The organism is Staphylococcus debuckii, assembly GCF_003718735.1.
Lineage (GTDB): Bacteria > Bacillota > Bacilli > Staphylococcales > Staphylococcaceae > Staphylococcus > Staphylococcus debuckii.
Window position 1 is genome coordinate 2,209,659 of record NZ_CP033460.1, and the last position, 19,503, is coordinate 2,229,161.

Below are 19,503 nucleotides of genomic sequence, written 5' to 3' on the forward strand. Positions count from 1 at the left end.
TTGTTCTAACAAATATACAAGGAGGCATTTCTATGTTTACAGATTTAGAAAATAAAGTTGTCGTAGTTACAGGAGGCGCAAGCGGGATTGGACGCGCAATTTGCGAAGCGTTTGGTCAAGCTAAAGCAAAAGTAGTGATTAACTATCGCTCTGAACGTCATAAAGAAGATATAGAAGAAATGAAAAAAATCATTTCTGAAGCTGGCGGTGAATCTATTGCGGTTCAAGGTGATGTAGCTAAAGAAGAAGATGTACTTCGTTTAGTCGATGAAGCTGTAAAAACTTTCGGCACGCTAGATATTATGATTAATAATGCAGGTTTCGAAAATCCAGTACCTTCAGATGAAATGTCGGTAGAAGAATTCAGCAAAGCCATAGATATCAACTTGACTGGTGCATTTGTGGGTTCACGTGAAGCGGTCAAATATTTCCGTAAAGAAGATAAACCAGGTGTCATTATCAATACTTCAAGTGTGCACGATACGATTCCTTGGCCGAATTATGTGAACTATGCAGCCAGCAAAGGTGGATTAAAATTGATGATGGAAACAATGTCTATGGAATATGCGCAATACGGCATTCGCATCAATAATATTTCACCTGGAGCGATTGTAACTAAACACACTGAGGAAAAATTCTCTGATCCGAAAACACGTGAAGAAACATTAGAAATGATTCCAGCTCGTGAACTAGGTAAATCTGAAGATGTCTCTAATGTAGCACTCTTCCTTGCTTCTGATTTAGCAAACTATGTTCATGGCACAACAATTTATGTAGATGGCGGTATGACTAACTACCCTGCATTCATGGGCGGTAAAGGTTAACTTCTATCCGTGCAATAAAGTAAAGGAGCAAGCGTGATTCTTGATTGGAATCACGCTTGCTCCTTTTTGCTTTCTGATGGTTTCTTTTCAAAACGTATTTGCATTTAGACAAAGAAGAGTTGATACAGGTAGAGTAGAACGATACTGATGAGTATGGTCATGTTGGTGGTCATTCCGATGATCGGCATGGTGCGGTATTTGAATTGTAAGGAGTATGGAATGACTGCGACGCCGATTGGAAGTAGCCAGATTACCATGAGTGTTGTTTTAATCATTTGGTCGGATACGGGCAGGAAGAAATAAACGAGCAAGCCTGCTATTACACCGAATCCATAATGAATCAACAGATATTTAAAAGCAATCGGCAAGTATTGTCGTTCGATTCGGAAATTAAGCATGAGTCCTAGGAGTATCATGGAGAGCGGCATGTTGGCTTTTGACAAAACGTCAAAGAAGCTAATGGCTGCTCCAGGGATATGCAGATTGCTCATATTCAATACAAACATAACCAAATAAGTCATTAGGGGAACAGATTTTAGTATATTGACAAGTAAAAATTTAAAGTTGAAAGTGTTGTCCCCACTACTGAAATATCCTCCGACAAAGTATGTTATTCCGAACATTACGATGGCACCGCCGATATCTGCCATACCGAAGTATACCATTCCTTGTTTCGGCCAAATCGCTTGTACGAGCGGATATGCGAATAATCCGATGTTTAATGAAGCCATCATCATTCCAACGGTACCACGCATTTCGTTGTCATATTTCAAGAAGAAACTGATGGCGATAATTTTTGCAATAATGCCATAGATAATCATCATAATGGGCAGAATAGATAATGAGATATCTAAATCTGCTTTGTTCAAATTGACGATGACCAACGCAGGCAGTGTGACATTCAATACGATTGTAGCAAGTACTTGACTGTCATCTTCTTTTAACAACTTGATTCTTTTTAATAGATAGCCTAGTGCTATCAGTAATACGATTATTACGAATTTACCTGTCATAGTCATCCTTCTTTCTGTGATTAGATGCTAATTAATTGTTGGTTTTTCATCACTTACATCTTTCTCTTTCCATGCTATACTATTATTATTGAGAATTAAAATCAATAAGGTGGTGTAACGTTTGGATTTACAAAGCCAATTACAAGAATTAAAGCAAGATTACGTACGTTTACAAGATGATTTGGAAAAACGTGAATCTACAGGCCAAGAGGTAGACCCTCTTATCAAACAGCTTGAGCAAATCGAAAATTCCATTGCGCTTGTACGTGCTCAAATAGATCAACAATCTTAATTTATCAGGTTTCATCAAGTCCATAAATCTGATTTTTGTTTAGAAATATGAAAGGAAGAACCTGAGATGCAACTCTATTTAATACTTTTACCCGTTTTATATCTTTTTGTCAGTTATATCAGTATTTTTAAAATGAAAACAATCTATGCGACCATTTTAAGAATTATTATGGGTGTGTTGCTAATATTAGTAGTTGCGATGTCCAACTTATCTGCACCTGCCGCTTCATGGTGGGAATTTGCAGTCATCGTGATGCTTGTCGGCAACGTAGAAATCACTGCGTTTAAATATTCTAAAGGCGATAAAAAAGGTGTATCTATCTTAAATGTGATGACCCTTTTTATCTTTGTAATCAGTGTTATTCTAACACTTGTTGTATATTAATAATAAAGCATCGGCTTAAGTGGCCGATGCTTTTGTTTATATTAATTTTCCTTTTTTATATACTTCTTTTTCTTTTTGTAATGTCGTGATATCTTCTAATGGATTTTCTTCTATTACAATGAAATCAGCAAGTTTATTTTCTTCAATAGAGCCTACCATGTCGTCTATTTTCAATAATTCGGCTGCATTTTTAGTTGCTGATTGGACTGCTTGTAACGGTGTAGCTCCTGCCCGAACCATTAACTCTAATTCGAATGAAGAATTTTCATTAAAATTATTCATTGCTGTTCCAGAATCTGTGCCCATTGCAAGTTTTACTCCCGCCTTAGCTGCTTTACCAATACTTTCAAAATGTGCTTTTTCTATTGAAATAGATTTTTCCACCATAAAATCAGGGAGAATTTCTGAATTTTGGTTAATTGCCCACGGCGCAACTAATGTAGGGACGATATAAGTATCGTTTTCGATAAACATGTTAATTGCTTCATCATCTAAGAATACTGCATGTTCTACGGAATCAACTCCAGCTCTAATCGCATTTTTAATTGCTTCAGTTCCTTGAGCATGTGCACAAGCCGTTCTTCCTTTGTGATGTGCTTCAATAACTGCTGCTTTCAATTCGTTTTCATCCAACTGTATATCATGCGGTGTTTCTCCACTGAATGAAACTCCTCCTGAAGCCATTAATTTAATGTTGTCTGCGCCTTTTTTCAATAATTTTCTGGCATATTTCTTAACTTCGTCTTCTCCATCAACCTCATAGCTTCCTTCACTGAAATGACCACCAGTCATAGTTAATGGACTACCAGATGCAATTATTCCTGGAATGATTAGCTCTCCTGCTTTTTCTAATTTAGCAAGCTCTATATCAATATCAAAAATAGAACCAACATCTCTAATATAAGTAACACCATCTTTTAATAAATCATTTAAGTTTTTAAGTGCTAAATACGTCGATTTTACTACTGTATTATCAGGTGATCCTAGTTGATTAATTTTTCCTGTGTGATCAGCTACAATATGTGTATGTGCATTGATTAATCCCGGTAAAACATATTTACCATGTAAATTTATTTTATTATCGAAATCATTATTAGAGCTTATTATTTTTCCGCTTACTGTATTCACACCAAAATTAGAATTATCTACAAACTTCTCGCCATCAAATAACTTTGCGTTTTCAAATAAAATGTTAACCATTTCTATCCCCTTTCTTTTTACAATAATTTAATGAATATAGTTGTAATTATAATAGAAGCAACTGATACTGTTGCAAAACCGCCTACCAACATTTTAGGCAACATATTATCCAATAAATATTCACGTTCATGTTCCTTATTTGTTAAGTTAGAAACAACTTCATTTGTCACAATGTAATCTGCCGGAAAGCCAAACAATGCTGTCAAAGACGTTGCAAATGCCATGGATCCACTCATTTTAAGAGGTTTTGCCAACAAGGCTGAAGTAATATACATTCCGATTATTCCAAGAATTATTAATACGATAATTTGAATAATTATCCCGCTCAACACTTTTGGTGTTGTGGTACTTAATTGTGAAAATACATAAGCTAGCAACCCATACATTAGCCAATTAAATACTTTTGCTTTATTAAGGATTTGTTTTTCTAAAAATCCTATTTGATGGAAGATGACGCCTAATATTAATGCGATAACATTTGAGTTGATTACATCTTTAGTCAACTTAGCTATAAATATAGCGAGCAAAGCTACCGCTCCGGTTTTTGCAAGTAAAAATGCTGCCGTTTGATATTTACTATTAATTATTGGTTCTCTTTCTTTGGTTTCTTTTCCAAGTTTTTGATCATTTTTAGTTTTATAGCTTTGATTACTTTTAATATCAGGACTGTTTAATAATCTTTTCCCTTCTTTCTTTAACATGATAGAAGTTAAAGGGTACCCTATAACGCTATGAGTAATAAACATGGCTACAGGAATTGCTACAAGTGCCGTTAAACCTGTACTTTTCAATCCATCACTCATTAACGCCACTGAAACAATTCCGCCTGTTAATGGTGGAACTGCTGCGACAACAGTATGCCAATCAAATATAAAGGTACCGATTGTTAAAGTAAGAATCATTGTTCCTAAAGTTCCAGCTAGAGCTACAACTACTGCTTTCCATTGAGATAGCAATTGTTTCAAATCCATCATGGTGCCTAAATGAACTAATAATAAAGGTACACATATTGCAGCAAAATTAGGGCCAAAATTGGCTTTAGTCACAATGTCTTTTGGAACAATTGTCCAAAACCCGATAACAAATAATACTGCTGTAACAAATACAGATGGTATGTAAGCTTTAGATAAACTTGAAATCCATTCCCCTAAAAATAAAAAGACCATTACAATTAAAAAATACAATAATAGCTCCATCTGTTACCTCCAATCATTATCATGAATACAATAAATTATAGAACTAAGTTCTTCTTATGTGAAGATGTTTTTTAGAATTTTCTAAATTTTAAGAATAGATTATAAATATAATGAAACTTTTTCTCCGTAAGTGTACTTTTTTAATGATTAATGACCAGTGTTTATACAAAAAATTAAGTGCACGGATCAGTCTGAAAACTAACCAGTGCACTTTTTTGAGCGGGGGAATGACTTGGGAGTAAAGAATCTAGACACTAGTTCCAAAGTAGTGTCTAGAAAACACTGGAATCTGGACACTAATCCAGAAGTAGTGTCTAGAAAACGCAACATATCTAACACTTCCCCCTCAACTCACCCTACGCAGACCTAAAAAAAGCTGAGAACTCCACGAGAATCTCAGCTTTTTACTCATCTACTTATCTGTTTTATTTCTTCCAAATAAGTTTGCCAACTTATCTTTCAATGTAAAGAGTATTTCATAAATAACAGGAACTACAATTAATGTTAAGAGTGTGGACGAAATAAGTCCGCCGATAACTGTAGCTGCTAAACCTTTTGAAATTAAGATAGAGCTGTCTTGACCAAAGAGTAATGGTATCAAGGCGCCGATTGTTGCTAAAGCTGTCATCAAGATTGGACGTATTCTAGTGCCGCCCGCTTCAATCAACGCTTCTTTCATGGCCATACCTTTTCGTTCGTTGCTGATAACCCTATCGACCAGTACAATAGCATTCGTGACGACGATACCTATGAGCATCAACAAGCCGATCATACTTGGTACGGAAAGTGTTTCTCCAGTAAAGACGAGTGCTAATACTACCCCGATAACTGTGTAAGGTAAAGAGAATAAGATAGTGAACGGTGCAAGTCCGCCTTTAAAGGTTAACACAAGCACAAGATATACGATGATAATTGCAGCGCCCATTGCCATAGACAATTGAGTCAATGCTTTATTAATGTCATCTGTAGCGCCGCCTGTATTAATTTTCACATTGTTTGGTTTATCGATTTTATTCACTTTAGACATTATTTTTTGTGAAATGCCGCCGACATCTTTATCACTGATAGTACCAGTCACAGTTGTGGTATAGTCGCCATCTTCTTTAATCAATTTACTTGGTGTTTTTGTTTCTTTTAAAGTTGCGATATCTTTCAATTTCACTTTTCCGGTTGGTGAAGGAATTTCTAAGTTGTTTAATTTTTCTTTTGTCCAATTCGTTTGTTTTTCCTTCTCAACTTTCACGTCAACTTTATGACCTTTTTCATTAATTGTCGTAATAGTTTTTTCTGGAATGTTTTGGTTCAGACCCATAGCAAGTTGTCCTGCTGATAAGCCTTTTTCAGTGGCTTTATTTTGATCTACGTCTACACTGTATTGTTGATATACTTCTGTTAAATCAGATTTAACGTTAACTACACCGGATGTAGCTTTCATATCGTTTTGTATTTTCTTCACTGTACCTTTAATTGCTTCTGCAGAAGGTCCAGAAACTTTGACTTCGATTGAGTTATTACCAGCGCCTGTACCCATATCTAAGTTCTTCCATTCCCCTTCTTGTTTGAAGGTTGCAATATGTTTCAGTACTTTATCTGGTTCTTCATCAAAGTGTGGCGTATTCTTATCATATTCAATCATTACCGCCATATTGTTTGTACTGCCGGTTGGATCCATCGGCGAAGCACCGCCTAATGAATATTGTACTTTTTTAACTTTATCTTTGCTGTTCAAGTATTTTTGAACTTGTTCCGCATTTTTCAAGACAGATTCTTTCGTTTCACCAGGTTTAGGATTATATGTGAGTGCCATATATTTATCTTCGCCTGTTGAAATATAGCTTGTTCCAATTTTTGCTGCACCTAGTGCAATGCTTCCAATCAGAATTACTGTAGTCAGTATTAATACAATCCACTTATGGTTCAATGACCATTTCAAGACTTTCTTATAACCTCTGCCGACTGCTCCTAATGAACGTTTTCGGCGCTCGTGAATTCCATTTTTGAAAAAGGTTGAAGAAAGTGCAGGCACAATAGTAATTGAAACTAACAATGATGCCAGCAAGCTGAATGTAATCGCTAAGGCGAAGGGTCTGAACATTTCTCCTACTGAACCTGATACAAAAACTAATGGCAAGAAGACAATGATAGTTACAAGCGTAGAAGACATAATTGGTTTGAAGACTTCTGCAGTTGCACTAACAACCAGTTTGTCACCTTTTTCTGTTTCATTTTTATCTGTCATACGTCGGTAAATATTCTCAATAACAACGATGGAGTCATCAATGACTCGACCGATTGCGACCGTTAGAGCACCTAACGTTAAAATATTTAAGGATACATCTGAAAGTTTCAATGCAATCATCGCAATCAGTAAGGACATTGGAATTGAAACGACTGAAATAGCTGTCGTACGAATATTACGTAAGAATAATAAGATGATAATAATCGCTACAATCGTACCCAAGATTGCTTTTTCAAGCATTGTATAGATCGAATCTTGAATCGGTTTTGCCGTATCCATGATTTTTGTATAAGTCATGTCCTTATTTTCTTTAATAAATTGTTGTATTTTTTTATCTGTATCTTTCTTCACTTGTACAGTATTAGCATCTTGCGCTTTAATAATCTGCACATCTATTGCATCTTTACCGTTTGTTCTAGAGATAGATTCACGTTCATCTCCTACTTTAACGTCAGCAATATCTTTAAGTTTGACAATATCTCCGCTGCTGCCGCTTTGACCTTGCGCTTGTCCGCCTTGGCTCATAGCATCCATACTGCTTGAGTCAGAACCGCCGCCTTGACTACTGTCACTTCCGGATTGACCGCTGTCTCCTTTGGCCGCATCAACTGGAATTTCAAAATCTTTCAGCGCATCAACTGAAGTGAACTCGCCATCAATGACGATTGACTTTTCTTTTTTCCCAAATTGGAAAAGTCCTAGAGGTGTTTTACCTGAAGCATTCTTCAAATAGTCCTCGACACCGCTTGCACTCATTCCACGTTCTTGCAACTTACGCTGTTTAAATTTAATCGTTGCTTGACGTTCAGTTTGACCATTTAACTGCACATTCTGCACACCGTCAATGGTTTCAAGTTTAGGCACCAGCTGCTTTTCAATATCTTTCGTTGCTTTCTTTAAATCATCGTGCTTAGTTGAAAATGAATAAGCTACTACAGGAAATGCATCCATGCTGTTGCGTTGCAGCTCGGGTTCTTGTGCATTCTCGTCTAATTTCAGCTTATCTATTTCCTTTTTCAATTCTTCTTCTGCTTTGTTCATATCAGTTCCGTCATCATAACTTACTTGAACCATCGACACATTTTCCAGTGATTGTGTTTTTACGGTGTCTACATGTGCCATCCTACGAACTTGGTTATCAATTTTATCGCTGATTTCATCTTGTACTGTTTCCGGTGTGGCACCAGGCATCACTGTGTTGACTGAAATCATTGGCTCTTCTACATCAGGCAACATTTCAAGGCGCATCTTCATACTTGCATAGACGCCGCCTAAAACAACTAATACAACCATCAAAAAGATGGCAAATTTATTGCCTAAAGAGAATTTCAGCAAGCGGTTTATCATTCTTATTTTCCTCCCATTTTCAAACTGCTTAACCATAATTTAACATGAAACAACTCAATTTGTATCTATTTTTGTTAACAATTCTTAACTAATTTTCAACTATTGCATTGGAATTATTTTGCAGGTTTCTGCCGTTACTCTAAAAAGTTTAATATAAACCAGTTTACGCATTCATAAAGCAGGAGTTGGGACAAAATAATGTCTCAACTCCTGCTTACCTGACAAAAGCCTTATTATTTTTTTCCTTTTAACTTACGAGATGCTTTGATTTTCGCTTTAGTAAGTCTTGGTTTTACCTGCTCAACCAAGTAATAAAGCGGTTTATTCAAGATGTAATCGAATTCTCCGATTTTTTCACTTAAATAAGTACCCCAGGTTTTCTTGAAGGCCCACAGACCGTAATGTTCAGAGTCTTTATCTGGATCATTATCCGTACCGCCGAAGTCATAAGTAGTGGCACCTTTTTCTCTAGCGTAACGCATCATTGCAAATTGCATATGGTGGTTCGGCAAGAAATCACGGTAATCATTAGATGATGCACCATATAAATAGTAAGATTTTTTACCGCAGAACATTAAGAGCGCACCTGATAAATAAACACCATCTGGATGTTTGCTGCGTAACTCTTCCATCTGGGCAATTAATTTTTGGTTACGTGCAATTTTAGCTTCTGCATCTTTAATTTTATTTAAAGTTTTCTTATCTTGCTTTTTCTGTTTCAATTTTTCAATTTCTGCTTCGACATCTCGATTTTCTTCTGTAATTTCTTTCAAAACAGATTCTGGTTCTAGTTTCACTAAAAATAATTCCGCATCGCCATCAGGATGCAAAGCATCATAAATATTTTCAAAATAACTGATATCACGTGTCAAGAAGCCATCGCGTTCACCTGTAATACGCATCAAGTCGGCAAATATTTTCAATTGGTCTCGACCTGCGCGTTCTACTTTAGTACCGCGTTTTAAAGCTAAACGGACTTTCGAACGGTTACGACGCTCAAAGCTCTTGATTAATTCTTCATCTGATTTATCAATCGGTGTAATCATCGTCATACGTGGTTGAATATAATCTTTAGAAAGTCCTTCTTTAAATCCTTTATGCACAAAACCTAATTGTTTTAAATTGCCCAATGCATCTCCAGCTTTGTCTACTTCCACATCTGGATCAATTTTAATCGCATAGGCTTTTTCTTGTTGTGCCACTTGTTTCGTGTTTTGAAGGAGCGCTTCCAAGACTGCTTTGTCATTATAATCAGCTACAAATCCTCTTGAAACATAGCATAATGTAAATGGAAGTTTTGGAACTTTTTTAAATAAAAGTTGTGCCACTCCTTTAATTTCTCCATTTTCACCAACCGCTACTCTTTTAGAATACCATCCAGTTAGTTTCTTAGTTTCAGCCCATTGCGTTAATTGCAGCAAGTCGCCATTAGGATGGGATTTGACAAATGCATCGTGTTCTTGGTTTGTGATATTCATCTTTTCCATAATATACGCTCTCCTTTATTTTCCTTACAGTAATTCTTATTATACAATGAATGTAAGCAACTTTCATTTCGTAATCTCACGAAATCAATACAAAACGATAAATGATTTAGAGGTGAGAATAATGAGAAATATCTTTTTATCAATTATGATAATTTTAAATATCATTGCAATATGTGTCACATTAGGCGTCCAACCAGGCGTATCTTATTTAAGTTTACGTATTATTTTTGTAGGTTTCTCTACGATTATCAGCTTTTATTTAATGCTGTTGTATAAAACGAAAGCGAATTTAATACTCGCCATTGGATTATTTGTAGTGGCACTCATCCATGTTTCGATTATTGCGAATGAAGTCTACCATTATATCTATTAAGGTATGAAGTGGTATTCAGCCCCTCGTGTAGTAATGTTATACGGTGCATCTGTTTCTTTATCCTGTATCACGATATCATATCCATTTTTACGCGCTTTACGTATTCTGAATTCAATTGCTTCTTGCGGCAATTTTAAAATAGTAACGTCATCATCAGATTCAACGACTTCCATATCAAACCAATCTCGCCATTGATTCACAACTTGTTCTGTATCAGTTGTTTGAACTTCAATGGCTTTTATTTTGAATTGAGGTTGAAATTTACTCTCAAGTGCTGCTTCGCGTTCCTCTTCGGTTTTATTCCATTGAATAAAGAAAGGCGGTTTTAAATCAGCATGCGGTTGATTAAGATAGAGCAATTGCCAAGAGGTCTGCTCTCCCCTTTTATTTTCACGTCCCATTTGAATAGGCCCCACAGTTTCTATACCTTTAGCTTCTAAATCATCTTTCAACTTATCAATATTATCAGTACGTAAAGCAAAGGTTTTAAATCCCTGCTTAAAATTATCCTGTACAATTTTAGCGATGAAAGATACGCGGCCTTCGTTGGTTTTAATTACTTTCTTTAACTTTTCCTCATCATTAACACCTATAAGTTCAATATAAGCTAAATCTGTATAAGCCAATTTATTATGAGTACCATAACGATTATGCAAGCCGCCTGACACTACTTTTAATATTTCTCCAGGGTACTGAAATTCATCGATATGTTTAATGTAATGGATGATATGATCAAACTTTAAATTCTGCATGGCAGTCACCTCTTCTCGTTTCTTCCATCTTATCAAATTATATTTCAGATTGCTTTCTCTATGGTTGCAAATTTTTTCTACAAAGCCTCTTGATTTATCTACTTAATCATTCTACAATAGTAAAAGTGAATTAGTTAGCATAGCTAACCATTTTATAGATGCGAAGTAAAAATTAATTCCCTGCAAATTTTATTTACTTCATATTTTAAAGAGGGTTGAGGCAGCTGTGTCTTAACCCCCTTGCTATCTTGCAAAAAGGAGTGGCTGAGAATGGAAGTTAATCAATTATTCAATAGCTTTACTGAACTTTATAGACCTTATATTAAAAATGTTCAACCCATTTTAGATAAGTATCATTTGCATACTGCGCAATTTTTAGTTTTAAAAGATATTTATTTGCATGATCAAACTACATTAGTTCAAATTTCCAAAAGACGTTCTATTGAAAAACCTTCTGCACGTAAACTTTTAAAAGTTTTAATTGAACAGGAATTGTTGATTGTGACCCCTGGTGAAGATAAGAGAGAAAAGTTATTATCGCTATCTGACAAAGGCACTAAAGTCTATAAAGAGGCTATGAGCGAAGTCACAGCATTGCAAGAAAGCATTGTTGAGCAAGCAGCACTCGACGAACAAGAAATACTTGCTGCAATCCGAACTTTTGAAAAGTTAAAAAATATATTATAAGGAGGCATTTGCGTGAACCCTACAGAAACACATCGCGCACCCATATGGACTAAGAGCTTTAATATGAATTTCTTAGTCAATTTCTTTGTATATCTTTGTATGTACTTACTAATTGTAGTCATTGCAGGCTACAGTAAAACAGAATTCCATGCCTCAGATAGTTTAGCAGGTTTGGTAACAGGTTTATTTATCGTCGGCTCCTTAATTGGCCGTTTTATCACCGGCAAATATGTCAATGCGATCGGCCCCAAGAAGACCTTATTAATCGGAGTTGTCTTTTTAATTATTACACAGCTTCTTTATTTTATAGAAGGATCTCTCGGCTTCTTAATGTTCACCCGTTTGATCAATGGGGTTGCCACAGCTGTAGCCACTACTGCTACCGGTACTATTGCAGCTTACATTACTCCGCCTGAGCGGAAAAGTGAAGGCATCAGCATGTTCTCACTAAGTTTAGTCTTAGGAACAGCAATCGGTCCTTTCTTCGGCTTATTATTATCTAGCCACTATTCTATTGATGTTTTATTTGGACTTTGTCTCGTATTTGGCATTGTTTCATTAATTTTATCTTTCTTCATCAATATTAATTTCGAAACAACGCCGCTTACTAAAACTGAAGGTAAAAAAGGATTCAGTCTCAGTCAATTTATTGCTTTGGATGCGGTTCCCATTGCGATTGTTATTTTAATTACGGGTCTGACTTATTCATCCATTTTGACTTTCTTGAAATTCTTTGCTGAAGAACGTGATTTAGTGACTGTATCTAGTTACTTCTTTATCTTCTATGCAATCACTTCTCTTGTCACACGTCCTATTACTGGTCGTTTGATGGATAATAGAAATGAAAACGTTGTGGTATACCCTGCATATATCTTCTTATTCGCAACCTTTATTATGCTTTACTTCGCACATTCTGGTTGGCTATTGCTTCTTGCAGGTGCAGCGTTAGGTGTCGGTTACGGCAACTTGTCATCATTGATGCAAGCAATTGCCATTAAAGTCACTACCCCTGAAAAATACGGATTGGCGACGTCTACTTACTTTATCGGTATTGATATCGGTATTGGTTTCGGCCCATCCTTATTAGGAGCATTTACTTCATCTATTACTTACGGTCAATTGTATGGCGTCATGGCTATCTTAACAATTGTTACAGTGGTCGTATATTTCTTACTGCATGGTCGTAAAGTTAAAACCTTCTCATAATTTTAAAAAAATCTGGAGCGTTTGAGCGTTCCAGATTTTTTTATATTATCCAACCTTTTGATTCTGCAATTTTCCAGGCATCGAAGCGATTTTCCGCTTCTAATTTATCTATTGCTACAGAGGTATAATTACGCACCGTACCATCAGATAAATAAAGCTTATCCGCAATTTCCTTACTTGAATAGCCGTTCCCTATTTCTTTTAAGATCAGCTGTTCTGAGGGTGTTAAAGGATTTTTTTCAGAAAAGAAAGTCGTCATTAAAGATTGACTATATTCCTTCTTTCCTTCCATCACAGTGTGTATAGTATGCACCAACTCCTCGACCGATCTTTCCTTTAAGACATAAGCATCCACATTATTTGCGACTGCGCGTTCAAAGTAGCCTGGTCGCTTGAATGTAGTCACTATAATGACCTTCGTTGAAATATCGTCTTCACGAATCTTTCCAAGCACTTCAAGTCCAGTAATTCCTGGCATTTCAATATCTAATATGGCAACATCCGGTTGATTAGTTTTAATAAAATCCCAAGCTTTCTTTCCGTCTGCACTATCAAACACAATTTCAATATCATTGTTCATAGAAATGAGCTGAACCATTGCTTGTCGAAGCATCTCTTGATCCTCTGCTAATACTACCTTTATCATTATAATTCACCCCTTTTAAATTCAATTTCTATAGTGAGTCCTTGATTAGAGATAATTTTCAAGTTACCGCCCAACAATTTAACTCTCTCTTCTATACTATTGAGTGCAATAACAGATGGTTCCATTCCCTTTCCATTATCTTGAATTTTAAAAAGATAACCTGTATCTGTTTCAACTAAGCACCCCGAGACTTTGGTAGCCTCTGCATGTTTGATAATATTATTCACCGCTTCTCTAAGAATCATAGACAATATAGATTGTCGACCTTTATTAATTGATTTGGCAATCTTTGCATTTTCAAAGTTAAATTGAATACCAGTTTCTTGAAGCAAGTGACTCACCGAAGCTACCTCTTCTTGAAAGCTTTGAAATTTTAATTGGTCAACAATTTCTCTGACTTTTTCTAATGCTTCTTTAGATAATTGATTGACAGATTGCATCTCTGTCTTCGCTTTATCGATATCAATATCAATTAACTTTGCGGCCAGCTCCGATTTAATACTCAAACTTGCGAATACATGGCCTAAAGTATCGTGCAAATCTTGTCCGATACGTTGACGTTCTTGTTCAGCAATCAATAAATTAATATAGCGATTCTTTTCTTCAATCTTTTCTTCAGCCTTATTGTTTTCCACATTTTGAAAATTTGTAAAAGCAATAATAACCACTATTAAATCAATTACCACTACAATAATAGCATTCGGTGTATATTGAGTGATTAAATAGATAGAAGTCATGACTATCGTGGTTAAATACAAATAATTCTCTAGCGATTTAGCTGAGACGCGATAGACATAAGGTAATGCGAAACTGCCAAAGAAGAAAAACATCACAAATGTTGATCCAATTGCATAACAAAAGTAAACAATTCCAACTAAATGAATCATCAGATAAATAAGTCGCTTAATTTTGGATGTTTGATCATTTACATGAAAAATCATCATATAATAATCAATCGAGAATATAATAATCATTAAGATAAGTAACCATTTAGTCCCTTCAATTTGATCCGAAAACAAAGCAATAATAGGAAACACTAAATAGACAAAGCTGGAAACACCATAAGGATCTTCTTTAAGTCGTTTAGAAAGTTTCAATCAAATCACGTCCGTTTTTTGTTGGATATAAAATGCAATAATTAAGAACAGTATACTATAGATAAAGAGAACGCCAAACGAATACCAAGAGATACTATGAGTTGTAGTATAAGAAAATACTACATTTTTCAAATGATAAGTGGGTGTCCAATGTGCAATAGTTTGCAGCCAATGCGGAAATAACTTAATCGGAAACCACAATCCACCCGCTATAGCTAATAACAAATAAAGTAGATTACCGATACTGCTTGCTTTCTTGATATCTGGTATTTGTGAAAGCAATACTCCTACTGATAAAAAAAGACTGCTTCCCAACCATAACAGCAATCCAGCAAGCAACCACTCTTCTAACGTCATTTTCACACCCCGGAGTGTAGCCGCAGCTATAAATATCAGTGAAATAGACAAAGCAAATAATCCCATTATTTTTAAGATTTTTGCAAGGTAATATTGATGTATTTTCATAGAAGTTGATAATATTTTTTTCTGCCATCCTGATTGTTTATCGTTAATGAGTTCTATCGGAAAGGTCATTAAGCAAAAGCTCGTCAGGCTGAATACTGCCATACTAAATAAACTTTCTTTATATACTGTTTGTGCTTGTTCTTTCGGTACATTTCCTATAGAAGTAAATACGAGAAAGAAAATCAAAGGTAATGCAATCGATAATAATAGATATGTTTTTTGGCGGAAAGTCGTTCTGATATCGAGTTTTAGATAACTTAAAATCATGATATGTTCTCCTCCTTAAAAATGTAATCTGCTAATGATGCTTTGGTAATTTCTATTTCATTCAAATTGATATTCAACTTGATTAATTGCATTAAAACATCTTCAACTTCTTCTGAAATGATTAAAATTTCCTGTTGCTTAATATGAAATTCGGATTGTATCTCTTTAACCAAAAGATGCTGATACTTTATTGGAACATGAATTGTTGATTTTCTAACTTGTTGTCTGATGATGGATGGTATATTGTCATTAACGATACTTCCTTTGCTTAGGACGATGACTCGATCTGCCATCTTCTCCACTTCCTCCAAATAATGAGTGGTGTAGAAAATAGTTTTACCTTCTTTCTTATAACCTTCAATAACCTTCCAAAAATATTTTCTCATTGTAGCATCCATTGCACTTGTGGGTTCATCTAAAATAATAAATCTAGGTTTACCCATAACTGTTAAAGCGAAATCTAAAATACGCTGCTGTCCTCCTGATAAATGGGTTGCAAATTGATTAAGTTGTTCATCATCAAAGCTGGTAAGTTCTTTAAATTCTTTCATGTTAAGATGATTTGTATATAATTGAGTGTAAAGCTCAAACAACTCCCTCACTCTAATTAAGTCAGGAAATTCTGTTCTTTGATATAGGATGCCAGTCTGCGGATTCAAATTAAAATCAGACGTAATATTTCCTTTATCAGCATGTAAGTTGCCTATCAACATATCAATAATAGTTGATTTGCCAGCACCATTGACCCCAACTAGAGCCGTACATTCTCCTTCTTTAATATCGAATGATGATTGATTGACGGCAAGAACATTTTTAAAGTATTTAGAAACGTTATTGAAATAAATCATCCTTATCCACTCCTTCATTCTTTCTATTTTCATTCTAAAAATATTGATAGAAGAAGATAAGTCACGTTCGTCATGAATTGATTATGACATTTGTCATAACTTGGTTGAATTATAATTTTAAGCAATCACTTTAATGCTTAAAGATATACCAATAATTAAGCAACTTTATATCATATATACATCATTTTTATCAGTAGATTAATTTTGAATTTATAATTAATAATGAAGTAAAGCCGATTTTAAGCATTATTTTCACTTATTTTTGTACTATATAGTAAATGAAAAACAATAGATTAAATATGACCTTCGTTATATAATTAAATAGTAAACAATGTAAAGTGAGCTCACATAACAACATGAACAACATGAGGAGGAATAGCCATGACACAAGCTATTGATCAATTAATTACTACCGAATGTCAACTGAGTCAAATTAAGTACTGGTTAAAATCGACTTACAAAATGAATATGGAAGAGTTTATTATTTTGTACAAAATTCACGCTGTGGAGAAAATGAGCGGCAAAGAATTAAGAGATACGCTGCATTATGATATGAAGTGGAATACCAGTAAAATTGATGTGCTAATTCGCAAACTTTACAAAAAAGGACTTATCGCCAAAGAACGTTCTCAAACTGATGAACGCCAAGTATTTTACTTGTTGAATGCTAAACAGCATCAATTAATGACAGACATTGTAGAAGAAATTGGCGTAAATATTGCTGCATAGATGAAAATAAACGCAAAGAAACTGAATAAAAAATTAACCCGAGTCTCCTTCTTTCTAGAAAAAGACTCGGGTTTAGTAATTTTAACCACCAATATAATTCATATTGATTTTTTTACGTTTTCTATTCGCTACAGTTTGTTCGGTACGTTCGTCTGAGTAACGATCATCACGAATGTTCCATAACTCTTCGAACTTCGCTTGCAATTCATTGTCTGAAACACCTGAGCGCATAAATTCTTTTACGTTAAATCCGTCTACTGTACTGAATAAGCAGCCATAGAACTTGCCGTCTGAAGATAATCTTGCTCTGGTGCACGTAGAACAAAATGATTGGGACACACTGGTAATTAAACCGAATTGTGCGCCGTTATCTTTATGACGATAGTATTTTGCAACTTCACCATAGTATTTAGGTTCTACCGCTTCAATATCAAATTCTTCTTGAATCATGGACAACATTTCATCTTTAGAAACTACTTTACTGAAATCCCAGCCGTTATCATTGCCGACATCCATAAATTCAATAAATCTGACTTGAATATTTTTATCTTTAAAATATTGCACCATAGGGATAATTTGGTCATCGTTGACACCTTTTTGTACTACGACGTTAATTTTAACTTTAAAGCCAATGGAAACTGCATAATCAATTTGATCTAAAATCGTATCAGCTTTGATATTACGGTTATTAATAGACTGGAACAATTCATTATCGATGGCATCTAGACTGACATTAATACGTCTGAGTCCAGCGTCATATAATTTCTGTCCATGTTTTTTCAATAATAAACCGTTTGTCGTTAAACCTATATCTTCAACACCTTCAATATCATTCAAGGCTGCAATTAATTTATATAAATCTCTGCGCATTAACGGTTCTCCGCCTGTAATACGGATTTTTTTCACGCCTAAGTGTGTATATACGCGAGCAATTCTTTCCATTTCACTGAATGTGAGTAATTCATCTTTAGGTAAAAAGACGAAATCGTCGCCGAATATTTCTTTCGGCATACAATAATCGCAACGGAAATTGCAACGGTCTGTCACAGATAATCTTAAGTCGCGAATAGGTCGGCCAAGCTTATCTGTTATTTGTTTTACCATCTTTTGACCCCCTTCTATCTATATTAAACGCTTAACACATCTCATTAAGCGTTGTTCGTTATCTTTTTATGCTTTCTAAATCTTGGGGATAATTAATATTCTTATACCATTCTGTGTTATCATCTACACTTTTGACATCTATCCAGTCTGAAGCAGTTTGTTGATAAACATGGCGCATACTATAATCGTCAGACTCTAAAGCGCGTGCAATAATCGGAAGACAATTAGGACTGTAAAAGGCAATCGTCGGAATTGGATGGCCTTCTTCTTCAAATCCAGCAATGTCTAATTGATCTTCAATCACGTGCTCTACCATAAATTGATACAATTGGCTGATGGCTTTTGCAGTAATCAACGGTGTATCAACAGAAATCACAAAAAAGAGTTCCGCTTCAAAATCTTGTTTCATCACTGAATAAATCCCTGATAACGGTCCTTTGTTTTTATGCTCTGAATCATCCACGACTACACGCGCTCCTTTGAATTTCGGCGCCAATGTGTCATTAGAACTGATGATAATTTCATTAAACATATTCATACTGTCTAATACATCTATAATTTGTTCATAGAACGTCTTTCCATTTATTTCTGCAAATGCTTTAGGGGCACCAAATCGTTCAGATTGCCCTCCTGCTAATATAATAGCTTTCACTTCATTAACCTCCGCTTACCGGTGGAATCAAAGCAACTACATCTGATTGGTTGATTTTTTCATGAGGTTGTACAAATTCTTCATTTAATGCAATTTGAAATTTCTTCCCGTCGATTTCAGGATATTTCTCAAATAAATATTGCTTAAATGCTTCCACAGTCATTTCATTTTCAATCTGAAATTGGTCAGTATCTTTTTGCAAAATCTCTTTGATTTCGGCAAAGTAAAGGACTTTCATTCTTTCTGCCCCCTTTCAACTGCATCTTCATGGTAGCCTCTTTGATGGCCGATCCATTCAGCTCCATCTTCCCAGATTTCTTTTTTCCAAATAGGAACTACTTCTTTAATACGATCTATCGCATACTCGTTGGCTGCGTATGCGTCTTTTCTATGCGGAGAAGATACCGCAATTAATACAGCTATATCTGAAATTTCCAATGGTCCGATACGATGAACGATACTTACAATCGTACCCGGCCACTGTTCATTAATTTCGTCGCCGATTTGTGCAAGTTTCTTCTCAGCCATTGGAATATAAGCTTCATACTCTAAATGTTCAGTGCGTATTCCTTTAGTCCATTCTCGAACGTGGCCAGTAAATACGACGACTGCTCCTTGATGTGGATTAAGTGTAAAGTCCCGATACTGTTCTGTTTGTATCGGTTCTGTTACAATCTCAAACTGTTTCATTCTGA

Annotated in this window: 21 protein-coding genes; 7 read left to right on the plus strand and 14 right to left on the minus strand. The window is 35.3% G+C overall.

Annotated elements, in window-relative coordinates; all coding sequences use genetic code 11:
* The first annotated feature begins 32 nt into the window (after positions 1–32).
* The gene (locus CNQ82_RS10715; protein ID WP_123145232.1) at positions 33–824 is read left to right on the plus strand and encodes a glucose 1-dehydrogenase; all 792 of its coding nucleotides are present in this window, start codon (positions 33–35) and stop codon (positions 822–824) included.
* A gap of 104 nt (positions 825–928) precedes the next feature.
* Here the strand turns inward: CNQ82_RS10715 and CNQ82_RS10720 are convergent, their stop codons facing one another.
* Positions 929–1,837, minus strand: a complete 909-nt coding sequence (locus CNQ82_RS10720) for an AEC family transporter (protein ID WP_123145233.1) — start codon at positions 1,835–1,837, stop codon at positions 929–931.
* A 121-nt stretch (positions 1,838–1,958) separates the two neighbouring features.
* On the opposite strand from CNQ82_RS10720, the gene CNQ82_RS13175 reads away from it, so the two are divergent.
* Positions 1,959–2,129, plus strand: coding sequence for an SE1832 family protein (locus CNQ82_RS13175; protein ID WP_095104008.1), 171 nt, complete (start codon positions 1,959–1,961; stop codon positions 2,127–2,129).
* Between the two features lie 66 nt (positions 2,130–2,195).
* Positions 2,196–2,513 carry a membrane stabilizing protein MspA gene (mspA, locus tag CNQ82_RS10725; protein ID WP_123145234.1) on the plus strand — a complete coding sequence of 106 codons (318 nt, stop codon included), beginning with the start codon at positions 2,196–2,198 and terminating at the stop codon, positions 2,511–2,513.
* A gap of 36 nt (positions 2,514–2,549) precedes the next feature.
* Here mspA and CNQ82_RS10730 read toward each other — a convergent pair whose 3' ends face one another.
* The 4 genes from CNQ82_RS10730 to CNQ82_RS10745 form a co-directional block, all read right to left on the minus strand.
* Entirely contained in the window at positions 2,550–3,713 is a 1,164-nt protein-coding gene (locus tag CNQ82_RS10730; RefSeq protein WP_123145235.1) for a metal-dependent hydrolase family protein, read from the minus strand.
* 17 nt (positions 3,714–3,730) lie between these two features.
* Positions 3,731–4,909, minus strand: coding sequence for a hypothetical protein (locus CNQ82_RS10735; protein WP_123145236.1), 1,179 nt, complete (start codon positions 4,907–4,909; stop codon positions 3,731–3,733).
* Positions 4,910–5,321: 412 nt separating this feature from the next.
* Positions 5,322–8,495, minus strand: a complete 3,174-nt coding sequence (locus tag CNQ82_RS10740) for an efflux RND transporter permease subunit (protein WP_123145237.1) — start codon at positions 8,493–8,495, stop codon at positions 5,322–5,324.
* Positions 8,496–8,728: 233 nt separating this feature from the next.
* The gene (locus tag CNQ82_RS10745) at positions 8,729–9,982 is read right to left on the minus strand and encodes a lipid II:glycine glycyltransferase FemX (RefSeq protein WP_123145238.1); all 1,254 of its coding nucleotides are present in this window, start codon (positions 9,980–9,982) and stop codon (positions 8,729–8,731) included.
* A 121-nt stretch (positions 9,983–10,103) separates the two neighbouring features.
* Between CNQ82_RS10745 and CNQ82_RS10750 the strand changes: the two genes are divergently transcribed.
* Complete coding sequence (locus CNQ82_RS10750) at positions 10,104–10,355, plus strand: hypothetical protein (RefSeq protein ID WP_206125362.1); 252 nt, start codon at positions 10,104–10,106, stop codon at positions 10,353–10,355.
* Here the strand turns inward: CNQ82_RS10750 and CNQ82_RS10755 are convergent.
* Entirely contained in the window at positions 10,352–11,107 is a 756-nt protein-coding gene (locus tag CNQ82_RS10755; protein WP_123145240.1) for a VOC family protein, read from the minus strand. The two genes, CNQ82_RS10750 and CNQ82_RS10755, sit on opposite strands and share 4 nt — an antisense overlap.
* Before the next feature lie 270 nt (positions 11,108–11,377).
* Here CNQ82_RS10755 and CNQ82_RS10760 point away from each other — a divergent pair, with 270 nt between their 5' ends.
* Both CNQ82_RS10760 and CNQ82_RS10765 read left to right on the plus strand, forming a co-directional pair.
* A complete protein-coding gene (locus tag CNQ82_RS10760) occupies positions 11,378–11,794 on the plus strand; it encodes a MarR family winged helix-turn-helix transcriptional regulator (RefSeq protein WP_095103995.1) in 417 nt (138 codons plus the stop codon).
* A 12-nt stretch (positions 11,795–11,806) separates the two neighbouring features.
* Positions 11,807–13,000: an MFS transporter gene (locus CNQ82_RS10765; protein WP_420876456.1), complete on the plus strand. Its 1,194-nt coding sequence runs from the start codon at positions 11,807–11,809 to the stop codon at positions 12,998–13,000.
* 40 nt (positions 13,001–13,040) lie between these two features.
* On the opposite strand, the gene CNQ82_RS10770 is transcribed toward CNQ82_RS10765, so the two are convergent.
* From CNQ82_RS10770 to CNQ82_RS10785, 4 genes are read right to left on the minus strand one after another with little or no spacing between them, the layout of a single operon-like run.
* On the minus strand, positions 13,041–13,646 hold the full coding sequence (locus CNQ82_RS10770; RefSeq protein WP_123145241.1) for a response regulator transcription factor: 606 nt from the start codon (positions 13,644–13,646) through the stop codon (positions 13,041–13,043).
* The gene (locus CNQ82_RS10775; protein WP_123145242.1) at positions 13,646–14,743 is read right to left on the minus strand and encodes a sensor histidine kinase; all 1,098 of its coding nucleotides are present in this window, start codon (positions 14,741–14,743) and stop codon (positions 13,646–13,648) included. Before CNQ82_RS10775 ends, CNQ82_RS10770 begins: the two co-directional genes overlap by 1 nt.
* Entirely contained in the window at positions 14,744–15,475 is a 732-nt protein-coding gene (locus CNQ82_RS10780; protein ID WP_123145243.1) for an ABC transporter permease, read from the minus strand. It lies immediately after the preceding gene.
* Entirely contained in the window at positions 15,472–16,356 is an 885-nt protein-coding gene (locus CNQ82_RS10785) for an ABC transporter ATP-binding protein (protein WP_240624884.1), read from the minus strand. Before CNQ82_RS10785 ends, CNQ82_RS10780 begins: the two co-directional genes overlap by 4 nt.
* A 348-nt stretch (positions 16,357–16,704) precedes the next feature.
* On the opposite strand from CNQ82_RS10785, the gene CNQ82_RS10790 reads away from it, so the two are divergent.
* Positions 16,705–17,052 carry a transcriptional regulator, SarA/Rot family gene (locus CNQ82_RS10790; RefSeq protein WP_123145245.1) on the plus strand — a complete coding sequence of 116 codons (348 nt, stop codon included), beginning with the start codon at positions 16,705–16,707 and terminating at the stop codon, positions 17,050–17,052.
* Positions 17,053–17,133: 81 nt separating this feature from the next.
* Here CNQ82_RS10790 and moaA read toward each other — a convergent pair whose 3' ends face one another.
* From moaA to CNQ82_RS10810, 4 genes are read right to left on the minus strand one after another with little or no spacing between them, the layout of a single operon-like run.
* Positions 17,134–18,156, minus strand: coding sequence for a GTP 3',8-cyclase MoaA (gene moaA / locus CNQ82_RS10795; RefSeq protein WP_095103982.1), 1,023 nt, complete (start codon positions 18,154–18,156; stop codon positions 17,134–17,136).
* A gap of 58 nt (positions 18,157–18,214) precedes the next feature.
* Positions 18,215–18,808 carry a molybdenum cofactor guanylyltransferase MobA gene (gene mobA, locus CNQ82_RS10800; RefSeq protein ID WP_123145246.1) on the minus strand — a complete coding sequence of 198 codons (594 nt, stop codon included), beginning with the start codon at positions 18,806–18,808 and terminating at the stop codon, positions 18,215–18,217.
* Between the two features lie 4 nt (positions 18,809–18,812).
* On the minus strand, positions 18,813–19,046 hold the full coding sequence (gene moaD, locus CNQ82_RS10805; protein WP_123145247.1) for a molybdopterin converting factor subunit 1: 234 nt from the start codon (positions 19,044–19,046) through the stop codon (positions 18,813–18,815).
* Complete coding sequence (locus CNQ82_RS10810; protein WP_123145248.1) at positions 19,043–19,498, minus strand: molybdenum cofactor biosynthesis protein MoaE; 456 nt, start codon at positions 19,496–19,498, stop codon at positions 19,043–19,045. Before CNQ82_RS10810 ends, moaD begins: the two co-directional genes overlap by 4 nt.
* Positions 19,499–19,503: the final 5 nt, after the last annotated feature.

Excerpts from the sequence above, each read along its gene's own strand:
- CNQ82_RS10715 (WP_123145232.1), top strand. The coding sequence starts at position 33 with ATGTTTACAGATTTAGAAAATAAAGTTGTCGTAGTTACAGGAGGCGCA.
- CNQ82_RS10720 (WP_123145233.1), bottom strand. The coding sequence starts at position 1,837 with ATGACAGGTAAATTCGTAATAATCGTATTACTGATAGCACTAGGCTAT.
- mspA (WP_123145234.1), top strand. The coding sequence starts at position 2,196 with ATGCAACTCTATTTAATACTTTTACCCGTTTTATATCTTTTTGTCAGT.
- CNQ82_RS10730 (WP_123145235.1), bottom strand. The coding sequence starts at position 3,713 with ATGGTTAACATTTTATTTGAAAACGCAAAGTTATTTGATGGCGAGAAG.
- CNQ82_RS10735 (WP_123145236.1), bottom strand. The coding sequence starts at position 4,909 with ATGGAGCTATTATTGTATTTTTTAATTGTAATGGTCTTTTTATTTTTA.
- CNQ82_RS10740 (WP_123145237.1), bottom strand. The coding sequence starts at position 8,495 with ATGATAAACCGCTTGCTGAAATTCTCTTTAGGCAATAAATTTGCCATC.
- CNQ82_RS10745 (WP_123145238.1), bottom strand. The coding sequence starts at position 9,982 with ATGGAAAAGATGAATATCACAAACCAAGAACACGATGCATTTGTCAAA.
- CNQ82_RS10750 (WP_206125362.1), top strand. The coding sequence starts at position 10,104 with ATGAGAAATATCTTTTTATCAATTATGATAATTTTAAATATCATTGCA.
- CNQ82_RS10755 (WP_123145240.1), bottom strand. The coding sequence starts at position 11,107 with ATGCAGAATTTAAAGTTTGATCATATCATCCATTACATTAAACATATC.
- CNQ82_RS10760 (WP_095103995.1), top strand. The coding sequence starts at position 11,378 with ATGGAAGTTAATCAATTATTCAATAGCTTTACTGAACTTTATAGACCT.
- CNQ82_RS10770 (WP_123145241.1), bottom strand. The coding sequence starts at position 13,646 with ATGATAAAGGTAGTATTAGCAGAGGATCAAGAGATGCTTCGACAAGCA.
- CNQ82_RS10780 (WP_123145243.1), bottom strand. The coding sequence starts at position 15,475 with ATGATTTTAAGTTATCTAAAACTCGATATCAGAACGACTTTCCGCCAA.
- CNQ82_RS10785 (WP_240624884.1), bottom strand. The coding sequence starts at position 16,356 with ATGAAAATAGAAAGAATGAAGGAGTGGATAAGGATGATTTATTTCAAT.
- CNQ82_RS10790 (WP_123145245.1), top strand. The coding sequence starts at position 16,705 with ATGACACAAGCTATTGATCAATTAATTACTACCGAATGTCAACTGAGT.
- moaA (WP_095103982.1), bottom strand. The coding sequence starts at position 18,156 with ATGGTAAAACAAATAACAGATAAGCTTGGCCGACCTATTCGCGACTTA.
- moaD (WP_123145247.1), bottom strand. The coding sequence starts at position 19,046 with ATGAAAGTCCTTTACTTTGCCGAAATCAAAGAGATTTTGCAAAAAGAT.
- CNQ82_RS10810 (WP_123145248.1), bottom strand. The coding sequence starts at position 19,498 with ATGAAACAGTTTGAGATTGTAACAGAACCGATACAAACAGAACAGTAT.